This is a genomic window from Pseudomonas sp. RIT-PI-r (assembly GCF_001297015.1).
GTDB lineage: Bacteria > Pseudomonadota > Gammaproteobacteria > Pseudomonadales > Pseudomonadaceae > Aquipseudomonas.
Genome location: NZ_LIGE01000013.1, coordinates 188,633 through 207,430, shown reverse-complemented (window position 1 = coordinate 207,430; position 18,798 = coordinate 188,633). Strand labels below are relative to the sequence as shown.

Here is an 18,798-nt window from a genome sequence, read left to right as displayed (position 1 = left end):
TAGGAGCTGCCGAAGGCTGCGATCTTTTAGCGATCTAAAGTACGACCGTACGATTGGCGTTCAAAAAAACCCTTCTTTCGATGTGATACCCAACGGCACGGGCAAGGGTCAGGCCTTCGATATCCCGCCCCTTGGCAATCAGATCCTCGGGGTAATGACTGTGATCCACCGCCTCGACGCCCTGGGCAATGATCGGCCCTTCATCGAGGTCGTTGTTGATGTAATGCGCCGTCGCGCCAACCAGCTTCACGCCCTTGTTGTAGGCCTGGTGATACGGCTTGGCGCCCTTGAAGCCCGGCAGCAACGAGTGATGAATGTTGATCGCCTTGCCATCGAGCTTGCGGCACAACTCCGGCGACAGCACCTGCATATAGCGCGCGAGGATCACCAGTTCGGCGCCGGACTCTTCGATCACCTGCCACACCTGACGCTCCTGCGACGGTTTGTCGTTGGGGTCGAGGGGGAAATGGTAGTAGGGAATCTGGTGCCAGTCGGCCAGCGGCTTGAGATCCGGGTGATTGGACACCACCGCCGCGACGTCCATCGACAACTGACCGATGCGCTGGCGATAGAGCAAATCGTTAAGGCAGTGATCGGCCTTGGAAACCATGATCACCACTTTCGGCCGGTAGTTCGGCGCTGTCAGCTCGAAGATCATGCCAAAGGCCTGACCGCGTTCGGCTAAACCGGCGCGGAAGGACTGTTCGTCGAAACCATCGGGTTGGCGGAATTCCACGCGGATGAAGAAACGCCCCGAGAGGCGGTCATCGAACGAGTGGTGCTCGGTGACGTAGCAACCCTGCTCGAACAGAAAACGCGTCACCGCGTCCACGGTGCCGAGGACGCTGGGGCAGTCGGCGGTCAGAATCCATGTGTCTGGGGCGCGGCTCATGGTGCGGTGACTCCTGTTCTTTGTGCGGGGTGGCAGGTTTTTCCCTCACCCTAGCCCTCTCCCAGAGGGAGAGGGGACTGACCGAGTTGTTCTCTCGTGTTACGCCGACCTGAGATATCGGGTCGAACTCAGGCTCGAAAACCACACAAATCTGCTCCCTTTCCCCCTCTCCCCCTGGGGGAGAGGGCTGGGGTGAGGGGGGTGGCTTTTGATCTTCAGGCCTGAACGCTCAACCCGTACTCAGCCGAAGCATCCTGCAACCACAACCACCAGTAATCCGAAAAGCTGCGACGAATCAGCAGTTCCCAAGTGTCTTCGGCGGTATGACGAATCATCAGCTGCGACTTGGCGAACACCGTGCCGACCGCTTTACCGACCGGGAAGCTGTTCGGGTGCACGTCATAGCTGGTCGATTTCATCAGCACCTGACGCACGTTCGGCCCGCTGAGTTCGAGCACCTGCTGGCCGCCGCTGACGTTGACGATCGCGATGTGCAGATCGCCCAGTGCTTCACGCAGTTTCTGTTCGGCAGCGAATTCTTCGCCGCTCGGCACGATCAGCAGCCACTCGTCCGGGCCCATCCATTGCAGGCTGGTTTCGCCTTTGACGATCACGCTCAGGGCGCCGGGCAATTCGATGCCCAGCGCTTTATGGACGCCGGCGGCGAACGCCGCATCGTGGCCATCGCCACGGATGGTCAGGTGACCGAGGAGTTTCTTTTCACGCACGATCACACCGGCGTTCTTGCGGCCCTTGCCGACCAGGCTGGCGAGGTCGGCATGGTGCAGCGACGACTCGGCCTTGGCGCCGGTGGTCGGGCGTTGTTGGTAAACATTGGCTGTGGTCATAAAGCACCTTCTGAATTCTGACTTGAGCCCTGTGTAGGCAGATCTACCGCTATCGCGAGCAGGCTCACTCCTACAAGGGGTACGCGATCACCTGTAGGAGTGAGCCTGCTCGCGATAAAGTCACCGCGGTGCAACTGCACTCCCCAGGAGCCGAACCATCAAATGTTCTGGCGATCACCCTTCGGATCGAAGAACACCGAAGACACGATTTCCGCCTCGATCACGCTGCCATCGGCCAGCGGTGCAAACACCCGCTCACCGAGGCGCTTCAGACCACCCTTGACCACACCCATGGCAAACGAGTAACCGAGGGAGTTGTGCGCGTAGCTGGAAGTCACGTGGCCAACCATGGTCATCGGAATCGCCTGCTTGGTGTTGAACACCAGCTGCGCACCTTCCGGCAGCCATACATTCGGATCGATCGGTTTCAAGCCCACCAACTGCTTACGCTGATCCTTCACGCAGTCTTCACGGTTCATGCCACGCTGGCCGATCCACGAGAACGGTTTGGTGCGACCCACGCACCAGCCCATGTTCAAGTCGTCCGGGGTCATCGAGCCGTCAGTGTCCTGGCCAACGATAATGAAACCCTTCTCGGCACGCAGAACGTGCATGGTTTCAGTGCCGTACGGGGTCAGGTTGTACTGCTTGCCGGCCTCGACGATTTTCTCCAGCACGCCCATCGCATAGTCGGCCTGCACGTTGACTTCGTACGACAGCTCACCGGTGAACGAAATGCGGAACACCCGCGCCGGCACACCGCCGACCAGACCTTCTTTCCAGGTCATGAACGGGAACGCTTCGTTGCTCAGATCAATGTCGGTCACGGCGCTGAGCAGCTTGCGGCTGTTCGGCCCGGACAGGGTCATGGTCGCCCAGTGGTCGGTGACGGAGGTGAAGTAAACCTTCATGTCCGGCCATTCGGTCTGGTGGTACAGCTCCAGCCACTGCAATACGCGAGCGGCGCCGCCGGTGGTGGTGGTCATGACGAAATGGTTGTCGGCCAGACACGCCGTGACACCGTCGTCGAAGACCATGCCGTCTTCTTTGCACATCAAACCGTAGCGGGCCTTGCCCACGTCGAGCTTGGTCCAGGCGTTGGTGTACACGCGGTTAAGGAACTCGCGGGCATCCGGGCCTTGAATGTCGATCTTGCCGAGGGTCGAGGCGTCGAGCAGGCCGACGCTGTCGCGCACGGCTTTGCATTCGCGCTTGACGGCGGCATGCAGATCTTCACCGTTTTTCGGGAAGTACCATGGACGCTTCCACTGACCGACGTCTTCAAACTCGGCGCCGTTCTTCACATGCCAGGCGTGCAGTGCGGTATGACGCACCGGCTCGAAGATGTGCCCACAGTGACGACCGGCCACGGCGCCGAAAGTCACCGGCGTGTAGTTCGGGCGGAACATCGTGGTGCCCATTTGCGGGATGGTCACGTTCAGCGAGCGGGCGGCGATGGCCAGACCGTTGACGTTGCCGAGCTTGCCCTGATCGGTGCCGAAGCCCAGCGCGGTGTAGCGTTTGACGTGCTCGACCGACTCGAAACCTTCGCGGGTTGCCAGTTCGATCGCTGCAGCGGTCACGTCGTTTTGCAGGTCGACGAATTGCTTCGGCGCCCGTGCGGTGTTCTTTTCATGCGGCACCTGGAACAGCGCCAGCGTCGGTTCTTCGTGACGGCTCAGGGCTTTCGGCAGCACGCCTTCGACAGTCTGGAAACCGGCTTCGGCAGCAGCGCGCACGCCGCCTTCAAAACCATCGGCCAGAGAATCACCGAGTCCGTAAACGCCGTTGATGCCACCGACGCACACGCGTTTCTGCGGTGCGTCGCCCGGTACGAAACCGAGGATGTCTTCACGCCAGGTCGGCTTGCCACCGAGGTGCGAAGCCAGGTGGACGACCGGGCTGTAACCGCCGGAACTCGCAACTACATCGCAGTCGAGCCACTCACCAGGACTGGTCACGGCGTGGGCTTTGACATCAATCGCCGCAACGCGGGCAGCGGTCACACGCTTGCTGCCACGGGCTTCGATCACGGCGCTGCCGGTGAGAATCCGAATGCCTTTGGCGCGGGCTTCTTCCACCAGTGCACCGCGCGGATTGCTGCGCGCATCGGCGATGGCGACCACTTGCAGACTGGCATCGAGCCAATCCAGAGCAACGCGGTAGGCGTGATCGTTGTTGGTCGAAAGAACGAGCTTCTTGCCCGGTGCCACGCCATAACGGCGCACGTAAGTCGACACAGCGCCGGCCAGCATGTTGCCCGGCACGTCGTTGTTGCCGTAAACCAGCGGACGCTCGCAAGCACCGGTTGCCAGCACGACACGCTTGGCGCGAACACGGTGAATACGCTGACGCACCTGGCCAATCGGCGCGCGGTCACCGAGGTGATCGGTGAGGCGCTCGTGAATGGTCAGGAAGTTGTGGTCGTGGTAACCGTTGACCGTGGCGCGCGGCAACAGCAGCACGTCCGGGGTGTTCTTCAGTTCAGTGATGACACTGGCAACCCAATCCATCGCCGGTTTGCCGTCGAGGCTTTCACGAGAGTCGAGCAGGCTGCCGCCAAACTCTTCCTGCTCATCGGCAAGAATCACTCGGGCACCGCTGCGCGCAGCGGCCAAGGCAGCCGCAAGACCGGCCGGGCCAGCGCCGACGATCAGCACGTCGCAATGCTGGTTCATGTAGTCGTAGGTGTCCGGATCGACTTCAGTCGGCGAGCGGCCCAGACCGGCAGCCTTGCGAATGTACTTCTCGTACGTCATCCAGAACGATTGCGGGTACATGAAGGTTTTGTAGTAGAAACCCGGCGGCATCAGCTTGCCGCCGACCTTGCCGAGAATGCCCATCATGTCGTTGTTGACGCTCGGCCAGCCGTTGGTGCTGGTCGCGACCAGACCTTGATACAACGCCTGTTGCGTGGCGCGCACGTTGGGGATCTGCGTAGCTTCGGTGGCACCGATCTGCAGCACCGCGTTCGGCTCTTCGGCACCGGCAGCAAAGATCCCGCGAGGACGCGAATACTTGAAGCTGCGGCCAATGATGTCGACGCCGTTGGCGATCAGCGCGGCGGCCAGCGAGTCACCCTCGAAGCCTTTGTAGCTCTGACCGTTGAAGGTGAAGCTCAGCACTTTGTTGCGGTCGATCCGTCCACCGTTGGACAGGCGATTGGTCTGGCTCATACCTTCTCTCCCAGCGCCGTCGTGGCTGTTTTCGCCGAATCAGCCTTGTCGGTGAATTGCGGCTTGGTGCCGATCTTGTAGGTTTCGAGAATCTCGTAGGTCACGGTGTCGCGGGTGACGTTGAAGTACTGACGGCAACCGGCAACGTGATCCCACAGTTCGTGGTGCAGACCGCGCGGGTTGTCGCGGAAGAACATGTAGTCGCCCCACTCCTCGTCGGTGCAGGCGCCTGGATCGAGCGGGCGCGGAATGTGCGCCTGACCGGATGCGTGGAATTCCTCTTCGGAGCGCAGTTCGCCGCAGTGAGGACAGAAGATATGCAACATGGGGATTTCTCCTGTTAGTGGGCGACGGCAGCAGCGCCGTGTTCGTCGATGAGTGCGCCGTTGTGGAAACGGTCGATGGAAAACGGTGCGGCCAGCGGGTGCATTTCACCCTTGGCCAGACTGGCGGCAAACACGTTGCCCGAGCCAGGCGTTGCCTTGAAGCCACCGGTGCCCCAACCGCAATTGAAGAACATGTTCGGCACCGGGGTTTTCGAAATGATCGGGCAAGCGTCCGGGGTGGTGTCGACGATGCCGCCCCACTGACGGTTCATGCGTACGCGGGACAGCACCGGGAACATCTCGACGATGGCCTGAATGGTGTGCTCGATCACCGGGTACGAACCACGCTGGCCGTAGCCGTTGTAGCCGTCGATACCGGCGCCGATCACCAGGTCGCCCTTGTCGGACTGGCTGATGTAACCGTGCACGGCGTTGGACATGATCACGCTATCGATAATCGGCTTGATCGGCTCCGACACCAGCGCTTGCAGCGGATGGGATTCGATCGGCAGACGGAAACCGGCGAGCTTGGCCATGTGCCCGGAGTTACCGGCGGTGACCACGCCGACGCGTTTGGCGCCGATGAAACCCTTGTTGGTTTCAACGCCGATGCACACGCCGTTTTCCTTGCGGAAACCGATCACTTCGGTCTGCTGAATCAAGTCCACGCCCAAGGCGTCAGCGGCACGGGCAAAGCCCCAGGCCACGGCATCGTGACGGGCGACGCCGCCGCGACGCTGAACAGTCGCGCCCATCACCGGGTAGCGGGTGTTTTTCGAGCAGTCGAGGTACGGAATCTCGTCAGCCACTTGCTTGGCGTTGAGCAGTTCGCCATCGACGCCGTTGAGGCGGTTGGCGCTGACCCGACGCTCGGAATCACGGATGTCCTGCAGGGTGTGGCACAGGTTGTAGACGCCACGCTGAGAGAACATCACGTTGTAGTTGAGGTCCTGCGACAGGCCTTCCCACAGTTTCATTGCGTGTTCGTAGAGGTGCGCCGACTCGTCCCACAGGTAGTTGGAGCGCACGATGGTGGTGTTGCGCGCGGTGTTACCGCCGCCCAGCCAGCCTTTCTCGACCACGGCCACATTGGTAATGCCGTGTTCTTTTGCCAAGTAGTAGGCAGTCGCCAGACCGTGCCCGCCGCCGCCGACGATGACCACGTCGTAGACCTTTTTCGGCGTCGGCGTGCGCCACATGCGCTGCCAGTTTTCGTGGTGGCTGAGGGAGTGTTTGAAGAGGCCGAAGCCCGAATAGCGTTGCATAGTCAGTTACTCCAGAACACTCAGCGATAAACCGGGAAGTCTGCGCACAGGGCCGACACTTGCTGGGCAACATTGGCCTCGACGTCGGCATCACCGAGGTTGTCGAGGATGTCGCAGATCCAGCCAGCCAACACTTCGCACTGGGTCACCTTGAAGCCGCGAGTAGTGACCGCCGGGGTACCGATGCGCAGGCCCGAGGTCACGAACGGCGATTGCGGGTCGTTCGGCACGGCGTTCTTGTTGACGGTGATGTGCGCACGGCCAAGGGCGGCGTCAGCATCTTTGCCGGTCAGGCCCTGACGGATCAGGCTGACCAGGAACAAATGGTTGTCGGTGCCGCCGGACACTACATCGTAGCCACGTTTGATAAACACGCTGGCCATCGCCTGAGCGTTGTCGATCACTTGCTGCTGATAAGCCTTGAAGCCTGGCTCCAGCGCTTCCTTGAAGCACACGGCTTTACCGGCGATGACGTGCATCAGCGGGCCACCCTGAGCGCCGGGGAATACGGCAGCGTTGAGCTTCTTCTCGATCTCTTCGTTGGACTTGGCCAGGATCAGGCCGCCACGTGGGCCGCGCAGGGTTTTGTGCGTGGTGGTGGTGACCACGTCGGCGTACGGCAGCGGGTTCGGGTACAGACCGGCAGCGACCAGGCCGGCGACGTGGGCCATGTCGACGAACAGCAGCGCACCGACCTTGTCAGCGATCTGACGAAAGCGCGGGAAGTCCAGAGTCTTCGAGTAAGCGGAGAAACCGGCGACGATCATTTTCGGCTTGGATTCGACGGCGAGACGCTCGACTTCGTCGTAATCGATCAGCCCGGTGTCGGTGTTGATGCCGTACTGAACAGCGTTGTAGAGCTTGCCCGAGGACGACACTTTGGCGCCGTGGGTCAGGTGACCGCCGTGGGCCAGGCTCATGCCGAGGATGGTGTCGCCCGGCTGGATCAACGCCAGGTACACGGCGCTGTTGGCCGAAGAACCGGAGTGCGGCTGGACGTTGGCGTAATCGGCGCCGAACAGTTGCTTGGCGCGCTCGATGGCCAGCGCTTCGACTTTATCGACGTGCTCGCAGCCACCGTAGTAGCGCTTGCCCGGATAGCCTTCGGCGTATTTGTTGGTCAGGCCGCTGCCTTGCGCTTGCATCACGCGTTTGCTGGTGTAGTTCTCTGACGCGATCAGCTCGATGTGATCTTCCTGACGTTGCTCCTCGGCATTCATCGCCGCCAGCAGTGCATCGTCGTAACCCTGGATCTGGTCTTGCTTGCTGAACATCGCGTCTCTCCCAGCGGCATCTGTGCGCCATTCGTCTCGGTAAGGCACTGGCAATCACGGCAGTGCCCTTTGATGCCGATGGTATGACCGGCGCAGACAGCTCAAATGCCTGCGCGCGCCACGCAAAGGTGCGTTTACGACATGGCTGAAAATGACCCGAAGAATGCATCCCCCTGTAGGAGCTGCCGAAGGCTGCGATCTTTTGACTTTGATTTTCAAGATCAACAGATCGCAGCCTTCGGCAGCTCCTACAGGGGTTATGCGAGCAATTGGCGGACGGCGAGCAGCAGGAGGAAATGAGCGGGGTAGAGGGCGTAGGCCCAGCGCCTCATCGGCGGTGGCTGAAGGTGTCGCACATGTCGCAACAGGAACACTCCGAGCATTGGCGCGAACAGACAGGTGGCGATGCCGAAAATGGCGACGCTATTACCGAAGATTGCCGACTCATACAGCACCTGCCACTGATTGGCGGCGAGACAAATCAATCCCGACAGCACGCTGAAATACCACGGGCGGCGAAACACCAGCAGCATCGCCAACGGCAGCAACACCCCGAAGAAACCAAACATCAGTCGTTCCGGAAACATGGCGGCCAGCACCAGCGCGGCGACACCCAGTAATCGCGACATGGGCGATGGATCCTGCCACCCCCGCGCCACTAACAACCCCAACGCCAGCGTCGGCATCACGTTCAGCGTGTCGGGGTCGGGAATGTACAGTCGATAAGGAATCTCGCTCACCGCACTGAACAGCAACAACCAGCCCAGATAGCGCCATTCCGTCTTCCGCGAACCATCGCGCGCCAGATTCGCCGCCATCGCCAGACAAAACCATGGAAACGCCAGCCGCCCCGGCACGTACAGCCAATCGGCGGAGAACCCAACATATCGCAGGTGATCGAGCAACATGCTCAGCAGCGCCAGCCACTTGAGCAGATCCAGCGCGCCGTCGCGTTTAGTCAGGTGCATAATCGGCCTGCGTCCATGTAATGTTCTGACAGCGACATCCCGTGTGCTCCCCGGAAGATCTTCGGTAAAGTGCGCACCATCATTGACCACGAGCCTTCACAAGAGTCTCGACCACGGAAGCCGGCCATGACCGACAAGAGCCAACAATTCGCCAGCGACAACTATTCCGGTATCTGCCCTGAAGCCTGGGCTGCCATGGAACAGGCCAACCACGGCCACCAGCGCGCTTACGGCGACGATGAATGGACCGCTCGCGCGTCCGATCATTTCCGCAAACTGTTCGAAACCGACTGCGAAGTGTTCTTCGCCTTCAACGGCACCGCCGCCAACTCGCTGGCGCTGTCGTCGTTGTGCCAGAGTTACCACAGCGTGATCTGCTCGGAAACCGCCCACGTCGAAACCGACGAATGCGGCGCTCCGGAATTCTTCTCCAACGGTTCGAAACTGCTGATCGCCGGCACTGAAAACGGCAAGATCACCCCGCAGTCGATCCGCGAAGTCGCGCTCAAGCGCCAGGACATCCACTACCCGAAACCGCGCGTGGTCACCCTGACCCAGGCCACCGAAGTCGGCAGCGTCTACATCCCGGAAGAAGTCCGCGCCATCAACGCCACTTGCAAGGAGTTGGGCCTGCACCTGCACATGGACGGCGCGCGTTTCTCCAACGCCTGCGCGTTCCTCGGTTGCTCGCCAGCAGATTTGACCTGGAAGGCTGGCGTCGACGTGCTGTGTTTCGGCGGCACCAAGAACGGCATGGCCGTGGGTGAGGCGATCCTGTTCTTCAACCACAAACTGGCCGAAGACTTCGACTATCGCTGCAAACAGGCCGGGCAACTGGCGTCGAAAATGCGCTTTCTGTCAGCACCGTGGGTCGGCATCCTCGAAAACGACGCCTGGCTCAAATACGCCCGCCACGCCAACCACTGCGCGCAGTTGTTGGCAGAACTGGTCAGCGACATTCCCGGCGTCGAACTGATGTTCCCGGTCCAGGCCAACGGCGTGTTCCTGCAACTGTCGGAACCGGCCATCGCTGCATTGACCGCGAAGAACTGGCGTTTCTACACCTTCATCGGCAAGGGTGGCGCGCGCTTCATGTGCTCGTGGGACACCGAAGAAGAACGCGTCCGCGAACTGGCCCGCGACATCCGCGAAGTCATGTCCGCCTGACCTGACTCCACACCCTCCCCTGTAGGAGCTGCCGCAGGCTGCGATCCTTTGATCTTGAAAAACAAAATCAAAAGATCGCAGCCTTCGGCAGCTCCTACACAGGTTGTGCTTCTGCTTGGTCTACATTGTCTGTCGAGCCCTTCGCTCACATAACAATAAGCAGGAGCATCGGCATGTCGTTACAAGGCAAAACCCTGTTCATCACCGGTGCCAGCCGTGGCATTGGCCGTGAGATTGCGCTGCGTGCCGCGAGGGACGGGGCCAATATCGTGATTGCGGCGAAAAGCGCCGAACCCCACGCCAAACTGCCCGGCACCATTCATAGCGTCGCCGCTGAAGTCCAGGCGGCGGGCGGCAAGGCGTTGGCGTTGCAGGTGGATGTGCGTGATGAGGACGGCGTACGCCGGGCTCTCGCCCAAGCCAACGAACATTTCGGCGCTATCGATGCGCTGGTAAACAACGCCGGGGCGATCAAGTTGACCGGTGTGCAGCACATCGAACTCAAGCGCTTTGACCTGATGCACCAGATCAACACCCGTGCGGTGCTGCTGTGCAGTCAGGCCGCCCTGCCCTATCTGAAGAAATCCGCCGGGCATATTCTCAATCTGTCGCCGCCGCTGAATCTGGCGAGCAAGTGGTTTGCGCAGTTCAGCCCGTACACGGTGACCAAGTACGGCATGAGCATGCTGACGTTGGGGATGAGCGAGGAATTTGCCAGTTACGGGATCAGCGTCAACTCACTGTGGCCGCAAACGATGATTGCCACGGCGGCGATTGAGTTTCAGTTGGGCAATCGCGAGTCGTTCAAACAAGCGCGCCAGCCTTCGATCATGGCGGATGCCGCGCATGTGATTCTGGATAGCAGCAACCGGCAGATCACCGGGCGGTTGTTGATTGATGAGGAGATTTTGCGGGAGAGCGGCGTTGGCGAGTTTGAGCATTACCGGTTTGATCGGGAAAGCGAGGCGGCGTTGATGCCGGATTTGTTTGTTGACTGAAATAGCCCCTCACCCTAGCCCTCTCCCAGAGGGAGAGGGGACTGACCGTGGTGTTTATCAGAGTTACGCCGACGTGAAATACCGAGCCGAACCCACATTTTGAAAAGCCCAAAAATCGGCTCCCTCTCCCTCGGGAGAGGGCTGGGGTGAGGGGCAAGCCGTACGCAAAAATTCGAACCACTCAAAAATCGATACGCACATCCCCCTTCGGCACACTGCAACAAGACAAGATAAACCCTTCCGCCTCATCGTCCTCGGTAATCCCGCCGTTATGCTCCATCTCCACCTCACCGCCCAGCTTGAGCACCTTGCACGTCCCGCAAATCCCCATGCCGCAGGCTTTCGGAATCATCAGCCCCAGCTTGGCCGCCGCCGCATGCACGGTCTCACCCGGTGCCACACGAATGCTCTTGCCGGACGAGGTGAATTCGACCTGATGCAGGTCGGCGATATCGATTTCCGGCGCATCCGCTGCCTGCTCGGCCTGTTCCACCGCATCGGCACGGGCTTCCGGTGGCGTCGCACCGAAGGATTCCTCGTGATAACGCGACATGTCGTAACCGGCCACTTCGAGCAGGCGCTTGACCGCGTTCATGTACGGCGTCGGGCCGCAGCAGAACACCTCGCGCTCAAGGAAGTCCGGCACCATCAATTCGAGCATCTTGTGATTCAGGTAACCGCGATATCCGGCCCATGGCTCACCCAAGCCATGCTTCTCGCAAATCAGATGCAGGCTGAAGTTGTCGATCCGCGACGCCATGTGCTCCAGCTCGCGGTGATAAATGATGTCTTTGGGCGAGCGTGCACTGTGGATAAAGGTCATGTCGACGTTGGCGTTGGTGTCGTAAAACCAGCGCGCCATCGACATGCACGGCGTGATACCGACGCCGCCGCTCAGATAGAGGACTTTCGGGCTCGGGAAATCGATGGCATTGAACAGCCCGACCGGCCCGTGCACCGCCAACTCCTGCCCCTCGTGAAGCGTGTCGTGCAGCCAGTTGGAAACCTTGCCCCCCGGCACCCGTTTGATCGTCACCGAAAAGCTGTACGGCACCGACGGCGAACTGGAAATCGTGTACGAGCGCATGATCGGCTGCCCTTCGATTTCCAGCTCCAGGGTGACGAACTGCCCGGGCTTGAAGAAGAACAGGATCGGCTGGTCAGCCATAAAGCAGAAGGTGCGCACGTCCCAGGTTTCCTGGATGACTTTGACGCAACGGACGATGTGTCGGCCATTGGCCCAGGTCTGGGTGGTGACCGGATTCAGGAAGCTGTTGGACATGCTGTTCTCCACGGCCGACTGTCGGCCTCATGTCGGCGATTCTGCGTATAGCGCGAACCGCCCGTTTACCTATCCGCGACATCGGCATACTTATCGCGACCAGCCCCCAACCACCGGGGGTTGCGCGTCGGGAACAGATTGCACCATGTCGCCCATGGATAAGGTTGCGCCCTGCGCCGGGCCCACACTCGCCCCAACACCAAGACAGCTTCTTTACACCTTGCGTAGCAACCGTTAGCAGCACACCTGATCAGCCACTTTTCGCCGGCCACGCAGATGGCCATGAGGATCACATCGATGGACGTCACCGCAAAAATCAGCCTGGGCGATCCGCTGGAACCCGCACGCAAGGCCACCGCACAAATGCTCCAGGAGCGCGAGCGGACGTTTTCGCTGCCGCAACCGTTCTATAGCGATGAGCGGCTGTTCGATATCGACATGCAGGAGATCTTCCAGAAAGAATGGTTGATCGCCGGCATGACCTGCGAAATCCCGGCCAAGGGCAACTACCTGACCCTGCAGATCGGCAAGAACCCGATCATCGTCATCCGGGGTGCCGAAGGCGTGGTGCATGCCTTCCACAACGTCTGCCGTCACCGTGGCTCGCGTCTGTGCACCAGTGAAAAAGGCAAGGTCGCCAAACTGGTCTGCCATTACCACCAGTGGACGTACGAGCTGGACGGTCGCCTGCTGTTCGCCGGCACCGAAATGGGCGCCGACTTCGACATGAAGCAGTACGGCCTGAAACCGGTGAACGTGAAGACCGCCGGCGGCTACATCTTTATCAGCCTGGCCGAGAATCCGCCGGCCATCGATGACTTCCTGTCGACGCTGAACCATTACATGGAACCGTACGACATGGAGAACACCAAGGTGGCAATCACCACCACCTTGATGGAAAAAGCCAACTGGAAACTGGTGCTGGAAAACAACCGCGAGTGCTACCACTGCAACGCGTCGCACCCGGAACTGCTGAAAACTCTGCTGGAATGGGACGACGTCACCGACCCGCGCGCCGATCAGGCGTTCAAGGACCACGTCGCCGCGTCCGCCGCTGCCTGGGAAGCCGAGAAGATTCCTTACGCCCACGCCAGTTTCGGCCTGCGCAACCGCATCGTGCGCATGCCGCTGCTCAAGGGAACCGTGTCGATGACCCTGGATGGCAAACAGGGCTGCGCGAAACTGATGGGCCGGATCAAGAACCCGGATCTGGGCTCGATGCGCATCCTGCATCTGCCACATTCGTGGAACCACTGCATGGGCGACCACATCATCGTCTTCACCGTGTGGCCGATCAGCGCACAGGAAACCATGGTCACCACCAAGTGGATCGTGCACAAGGATGCGGTTGAGGGGGTCGATTACGACGTGGAGCGCATGCGCCAGGTGTGGGATGCGACCAACGATCAGGACCGGCGTCTGGCGGAAGAGAACCAGCGCGGGATCAACTCCACGGCGTATCAGCCTGGGCCTTACTCGAAGACGTATGAGTTTGGTGTGGTCAACTTCGTTGATTGGTACAGCGAGCGCCTGTTGAGCAACCTCGGCGCCGAGCCTGCGCCGTACCTCAAAGGCGTGCCTGTGCAGGGCTGATCAAGATCAAAAGATCGCAGCCTTCGGCAGCTCCTACAGGTGGAATGCGTTCCCCTTGTAGGAGTGAGCCTGCTCGCGATAGCTATCTCACCTTCACCACATCCCTGAACCTTGATTGCACAATTTCTGATCAATCACCCCACACCCCATACCCACCAAGCCTCCCAGCCTTTCGCAAACAAGTTATCCACATAGCCACCCACAGCAAATGGGGGTAACTGTGGATGAACGAAAAAATAACTGACTGATTTATGAAGAAAAATCGTGACTTATCCAGAAGTACGGTTTGCAAGACGCATTGGTTGTTTTTTGATCATATTCCTGTAAGCCACGTTCTGCATGGTCTGTAGAGGATGACGAACACGTTATCCACAGAAGCGCCAACAGAGTTCGGGGGTAACTTTGCCTTATCTGTGGAAAAGCCTTGGAGGCTGTGTGAAATCGGGATTTGCGCGGGAGTTTTTCGTCGAAACAGATTAATTGATTGTTTTTTGATCGATTCTTCACAGGCCACGTTTTATAAGGGTCTCAGCGGATAGCGAACATCTTATCCACAGAAGCGCCAACAGAGATTGGGGGCAACTTGCTGAGTTATCCTGGCGAAAAAGCCCTGAAAATCCGTGACTTAGGCTGGCTGTTTTTTGATCGGATAGCTGCAGGGCTTGAATGACGTGGGGTGTAGAGAGGGGCGAACATGTTATCCACAGATCGACCAACAGGGACTGTGGGTAAACCGCTACCCTCATCGGAACGCCGCCCGCCCAGCCCTCTCCCGGAGGGAGAGGGAGCCGACCGAATCGCCTATTTGAACTCCATCGACCTGAACGAACATTGTGATCTCAGGCTTGGCCAAACCAACGTCACCGCGCAATCGCAGGTCGATGTAATTAGCCAATACCACTCGGTCGGTCCCCTCTCCCTCTGGGAGAGGGCTAGGGTGAGGGGCTTTTCAGCGGACGACGCCTTCTTCGATCAGCAGTTTGAGGATGGCTTCGGCACCGGCCTGCGCGGTAACTCCTTTGAGCACCTGTCCACCGCCGCCACTGGCTTTGGCGGTCGCGGCTTTCATGCGGTCGGCGCCGCTTTTGGCTTTGATCACTTTCAGGCGCTTGGGCCTTGGTTTGGCCGGTTGCAGGGTGGCGGCAGCGAGGAGTTCATCGTCGATAACTTCAACGTCGTCCGCCTCCAGCACCCCACGACGCGCCGGGCCGTAGGCACTCTGCCGAGGCTTCGGCGCAGCGTTATCCACAGTTGCCATAAACGGCAGCTTCACCTTCAACCGCCGCCGCTGCCCACGCGGCAACGCTTGCAGCACTAGCGCCGAACCGTCATTGATCGACTCCACCTGAGCCAGCCCCACTACCAGCGGCCAGCCCAGACCTTCCGCCAGCAGGAACGGCAACATCCCCGAACCTTCACCGGTTTCTGCCTGGCTGCCGGTCAGCACCACCTGCGCACCGGCATCGCGCAGATACGCGGTCAGCGCCGGCAGCGCATCGGCGCCAGCCGGTTGCTCCAGCACGTGCATCTGTTCCAGCCCCATGCCCAGGTAGGCGCGCAACGCCGGTTCCGCAACGTCGCCGGCATGCAGCACTTGCAGGTTATCCCCAGCCAGTTGCAGACCCAGTTCCACGGCGCGCGCGTCCTGATCAGCACGGCGTGGCCGCCCGGAAGTCGGGTGAGCGCCGATTGAAACCAGACTGATTACTTTCGTGTTCATAGCGTTTCCTTAAGCCGCATCGCGCTTGGCTTCGTTGCGGTAAGCCGCGACCGCTTCGATCAACGCCTGAAGAATCTCCGCGCTCTCGCCGATCACCGACAAATCGGCACGCTTGATCATGTCGCAACCCGGATCAAGGTTGATTGCCACGACCTTGTCGCAGGCACCAATGCCTTGCAGGTGCTGGATCGCGCCTGAGATACCCACAGCCACATACACCCGCGCGGTCACCCAGGTGCCGGACGCGCCGACCTGGCGATCACGGGCCATGAAGCCATCGTCCACGGCGACCCGCGAAGCGCCTTCGGTAGCGCCGAGCACTGCGGCCGTTTCGTGGAACAGCGCCCAGTCTTTGACGCCGTTGCCGCCGGAGAAAATGAACTCCGCTTCGGCCATCGGAATCGTCGCCGGGTCCACTGCCACCGCACCGAGATCCTCAATCCGCGACAGGCTGCGCGCGACACTTGTGGATAACTCCACCGGTAATGCTTCATGACGGGTTTCACTGACCGGTTCGGCGCACTCCGCCGCCGCCAGGATCAACCGAGCGACGGGACGGGCGAGATCTTGCAAACCGGCGCCAGCGCGGCCTATACATTCCTGATCCTTGACCTGCCAGACCCGCGTCGCCGGGCGCTCGCCCAATGCTGCAGCAAAACGCCGACCGAGTTCACCACCACCGCTGCGACTGTCCGGCAGCAGCCAATGCCGTGGATTGAACTGGTTATCCACAGCGCGCAAACCTTGCACGCGTTGCTCCGGTGCATAACCGCTGAATTCTTCACCTTCGAGCACCAGCAAGCGATCCACCCCGGCAGTGGCGAAAGCATTTTCCTTGTGCTCGCCAAAGACCACCGCCAACACCGCGCCGTCCTGGCCAGCGAGTTGATGGGCAAGGCCGAGCAAGTCACGGTCGTGGCTGCTCAAGCGGCCACCGACCATGTCCGGCACCACGCTGATGTAGAACGCCGGGGCCGGCACTTGATGCAGCGGCAATTGCACTTCAACAGCCGCCGAACGTTTGACCGCCCCGCCCTGTTGCGCGCCGCTGCGGTCGATCCGTTTGATGCCGTTGGGGCCGATAAAACCGATGCCGTGCAGGTTCTTGCGGATAACGCCGTTGGGCCCCATCCAGCTGTGTTGCGCCGGTTGCATGGCCGCATGCAGCGGATGCAGGCGGTTACGCGCAATCCATTCGGCGCGTGGGTCGCGGCGGATAATGTCGCTCATCAGTGGGCCTCCGCAGGTTCACGTTTGGCCGGGGTGGCAGGCTTGCTCGGCGCGGCGTCTTCGAGCAGCGCGTCGGCCACCAGTTCAGCGATGTCCTTGATCAGCGGACGCGGTTCGACCACGCCTTCGAGCATCGCCGTGCACTGTGGACAACCCACGGCCACCAGTTCGGCGCCGGTCTCGCGGATGTCTTCCATGCGCATATCAGGTATCCGTTGCTTGCCCGGAATGTCGGTGATCGGCGCCCCGCCACCGCCGCCGCAGCAGCGCGAACGGAAGCCGGAACGTTGCATCTCTTTGACTTCAATACCGAGCGCACGCAGCACTTCACGCGGCGCTTCGTACTCGCCGTTGTAGCGGCCGAGGTAGCACGGATCGTGATAAGTCACGCTGTTGCCTTTGTGCTGTCCGAGATTGAGTGCACCGGCCTGAATGATTTCCGCCATGTAGGTGCTGTGGTGCTGCACCAGGTAGTTGCCGTCGAACGCGCCGTACTCGTTTTTCAGCACGTGGAAGCTGTGCGGATCGCAAGTGACAATGCGGTTGAAGCTGTATTTGGCCAGAGTCTGGATGTTGCGTTTGGCGAGCAACTGGAAGGTCGCTTCATCGCCGAGACGCCGCGCCACATCGCCACTGTCACGCTCTTCGAGACCGAGCACGGCGAAGTCGATTTTCGCCGCTTTCAGCACTTTGACGAACGCGCGCAGGGTGCGCTGGTTACGCATGTCAAAAGCACCGTCGCCAACCCAGAACAGCACGTCGGTGGATTTCTTTTCGCTGAGCAGATTGAGGTTCAGATCCGCCGCCCAGTTCATCCGCCCGCCCGGCGCAAAACCGCCCGGGTTGTCGGTAGCGATCAGATTTTCGAGGACTTCGGCGCCCTTGTTCGGCGTCGCGCCTTTTTCCAGGGTCAGGTGACGGCGCATGTCGACGATGGCGTCGACGTGCTCGATCATCATCGGGCATTCCTCAACGCAGGCACGGCAGGTGGTGCACGACCACAGGGTTTCAGCGTCGACCAAGCCGTTGACGATCGGTTGATGCGGATTGCCGCTGTGTTCGCCCACAGGTTTGCCAGGATAAGGACTGCCGGCAAACTTGGCATCGGTGCCACCGGCGAGGCCGACGACCATGTCCTGAATCAGTTTTTTCGGGTTCAGTGGCTGGCCGGCGGCGAAGGCCGGGCAGGCTGCTTCGCACTTGCCGCACTGCACGCAGGCGTCGAAACCGAGCAACTGGTTCCAGGTGAAATCCTTGGGTTTTTCCACCCCCAGTGGTGCGTTCGGATCGTTCAGATCCAGCGGCTTCAAACCGGTGGAACGACCGCCGCCAAAGCGTTCGGCGCGACGATGCCAAGCCAAGTGCAAGGCACCGGCAAAGGCGTGTTTCATCGGCCCGCCCCAGGTCATGCCGAAGAACAACTCCGACACGCCCCACAGCACACCAATCCCCAGAATCGCCGCAAGCACCCAGCCGCCGAAGTTCTCCGGCAGGATTCCAGCCACTGGCAAGGTCAGCAGGAAGAACGACGCCGAGACCGCCGGCAGGCTTTTCGGCAGGCGCATCCACGGGCCTTTCGACAGCCGCGCGGGCGGGTTGCGCCGACGCAGATAAACGAAGATCGCGCCGACGAACATCACCGCCGTCATCAGCAGCAAGGCGTAACCGAGAATGCGGTTATGCAGGCCGAAACCGTGCACCAGCAGCGCCAGCACAATCGACGCCACCGCACCGCCGGCCGTGGCCACGTGGGTGTTGGCGATGTATTTGTCCCGCGCCACCACATGGTGCAAATCGACCATGTAACGCTTGGGCATGGCCAACAGGCCGCCGATCAGATCGACCTTCGAGGCCCGGCCCCGACGCCACATGGCCACCCGCCGCAACGCGCCAAGGACACCAAGGCCGATAGCTGCGAACAACAGGATTGGAAGAAGGGTGTTCAACATGGTGAAGCTCCCACCAGTACAACCTGGAGAAACACGGCGTTCAATGATCGTTCCCACGCTCTGCGTGGGAATGCATCCCGGGACGCTCCGCGTCCCAAAGCGGACGCGGA

The 18,798-nt window shown here is 60.5% G+C and carries 14 protein-coding genes; 3 read left to right on the top strand and 11 right to left on the bottom strand.

What is annotated here, in order from left to right; translation table 11 throughout:
* Positions 1-34: 34 nt before the first annotated feature.
* The 7 genes from purU to AK821_RS03635 all read right to left on the bottom strand — a co-directional run bounded on the left by purU (position 35) and on the right by AK821_RS03635 (position 8,749).
* Positions 35-892: a formyltetrahydrofolate deformylase gene (purU, locus tag AK821_RS03665; protein ID WP_008086918.1), complete on the bottom strand. Its 858-nt coding sequence runs from the start codon at positions 890-892 to the stop codon at positions 35-37.
* Between the two features lie 215 nt (positions 893-1,107).
* Positions 1,108-1,740, bottom strand: coding sequence for a sarcosine oxidase subunit gamma (locus AK821_RS03660; RefSeq protein ID WP_064388160.1), 633 nt, complete (start codon positions 1,738-1,740; stop codon positions 1,108-1,110).
* A gap of 158 nt (positions 1,741-1,898) precedes the next feature.
* Positions 1,899-4,916: a sarcosine oxidase subunit alpha gene (locus AK821_RS03655; RefSeq protein WP_064388159.1), complete on the bottom strand. Its 3,018-nt coding sequence runs from the start codon at positions 4,914-4,916 to the stop codon at positions 1,899-1,901.
* A complete protein-coding gene (locus tag AK821_RS03650) occupies positions 4,913-5,242 on the bottom strand; it encodes a sarcosine oxidase subunit delta (RefSeq protein ID WP_007913119.1) in 330 nt (109 codons plus the stop codon). The genes AK821_RS03655 and AK821_RS03650 overlap by 4 nt, the downstream gene beginning before the upstream one ends.
* Before the next feature lie 14 nt (positions 5,243-5,256).
* On the bottom strand, positions 5,257-6,507 hold the full coding sequence (locus tag AK821_RS03645) for a sarcosine oxidase subunit beta (RefSeq protein ID WP_003206307.1): 1,251 nt from the start codon (positions 6,505-6,507) through the stop codon (positions 5,257-5,259).
* Between the two features lie 20 nt (positions 6,508-6,527).
* On the bottom strand, positions 6,528-7,781 hold the full coding sequence (locus tag AK821_RS03640) for a serine hydroxymethyltransferase (protein WP_007913117.1): 1,254 nt from the start codon (positions 7,779-7,781) through the stop codon (positions 6,528-6,530).
* Between the two features lie 257 nt (positions 7,782-8,038).
* On the bottom strand, positions 8,039-8,749 hold the full coding sequence (locus tag AK821_RS03635) for a TraX family protein (RefSeq protein WP_064388158.1): 711 nt from the start codon (positions 8,747-8,749) through the stop codon (positions 8,039-8,041).
* Positions 8,750-8,875: 126 nt separating this feature from the next.
* On the opposite strand from AK821_RS03635, the gene AK821_RS03630 reads away from it, so the two are divergent.
* The gene (locus AK821_RS03630; protein ID WP_064388157.1) at positions 8,876-9,916 is read left to right on the top strand and encodes a threonine aldolase family protein; all 1,041 of its coding nucleotides are present in this window, start codon (positions 8,876-8,878) and stop codon (positions 9,914-9,916) included.
* A 173-nt stretch (positions 9,917-10,089) separates the two neighbouring features.
* The gene (locus AK821_RS03625; protein ID WP_064388156.1) at positions 10,090-10,914 is read left to right on the top strand and encodes an SDR family oxidoreductase; all 825 of its coding nucleotides are present in this window, start codon (positions 10,090-10,092) and stop codon (positions 10,912-10,914) included.
* 181 nt (positions 10,915-11,095) lie between these two features.
* Here the strand turns inward: AK821_RS03625 and gbcB are convergent, their stop codons facing one another.
* A complete protein-coding gene (gene gbcB, locus AK821_RS03620; protein WP_064388155.1) occupies positions 11,096-12,196 on the bottom strand; it encodes a glycine-betaine demethylase subunit GbcB in 1,101 nt (366 codons plus the stop codon).
* A gap of 297 nt (positions 12,197-12,493) precedes the next feature.
* Here gbcB and gbcA point away from each other — a divergent pair, with 297 nt between their 5' ends.
* The gene (gbcA, locus tag AK821_RS03615; RefSeq protein WP_064388154.1) at positions 12,494-13,789 is read left to right on the top strand and encodes a glycine-betaine demethylase subunit GbcA; all 1,296 of its coding nucleotides are present in this window, start codon (positions 12,494-12,496) and stop codon (positions 13,787-13,789) included.
* 949 nt (positions 13,790-14,738) lie between these two features.
* Here gbcA and etfB read toward each other — a convergent pair.
* From etfB to dgcB, 3 genes are read right to left on the bottom strand one after another with little or no spacing between them, the layout of a single operon-like run.
* Complete coding sequence (gene etfB / locus AK821_RS03610; protein WP_064388153.1) at positions 14,739-15,509, bottom strand: electron transfer flavoprotein subunit beta; 771 nt, start codon at positions 15,507-15,509, stop codon at positions 14,739-14,741.
* A 9-nt stretch (positions 15,510-15,518) separates the two neighbouring features.
* Positions 15,519-16,739 (bottom strand): electron transfer flavoprotein subunit alpha, encoded by a 1,221-nt coding sequence (etfA, locus tag AK821_RS03605; protein WP_064388152.1) that lies wholly within the window; start codon positions 16,737-16,739, stop codon positions 15,519-15,521.
* Positions 16,739-18,688 (bottom strand): dimethylglycine demethylation protein DgcB, encoded by a 1,950-nt coding sequence (gene dgcB / locus AK821_RS03600; RefSeq protein WP_064388151.1) that lies wholly within the window; start codon positions 18,686-18,688, stop codon positions 16,739-16,741. Before dgcB ends, etfA begins: the two co-directional genes overlap by 1 nt.
* Positions 18,689-18,798 lie beyond the last annotated feature (110 nt).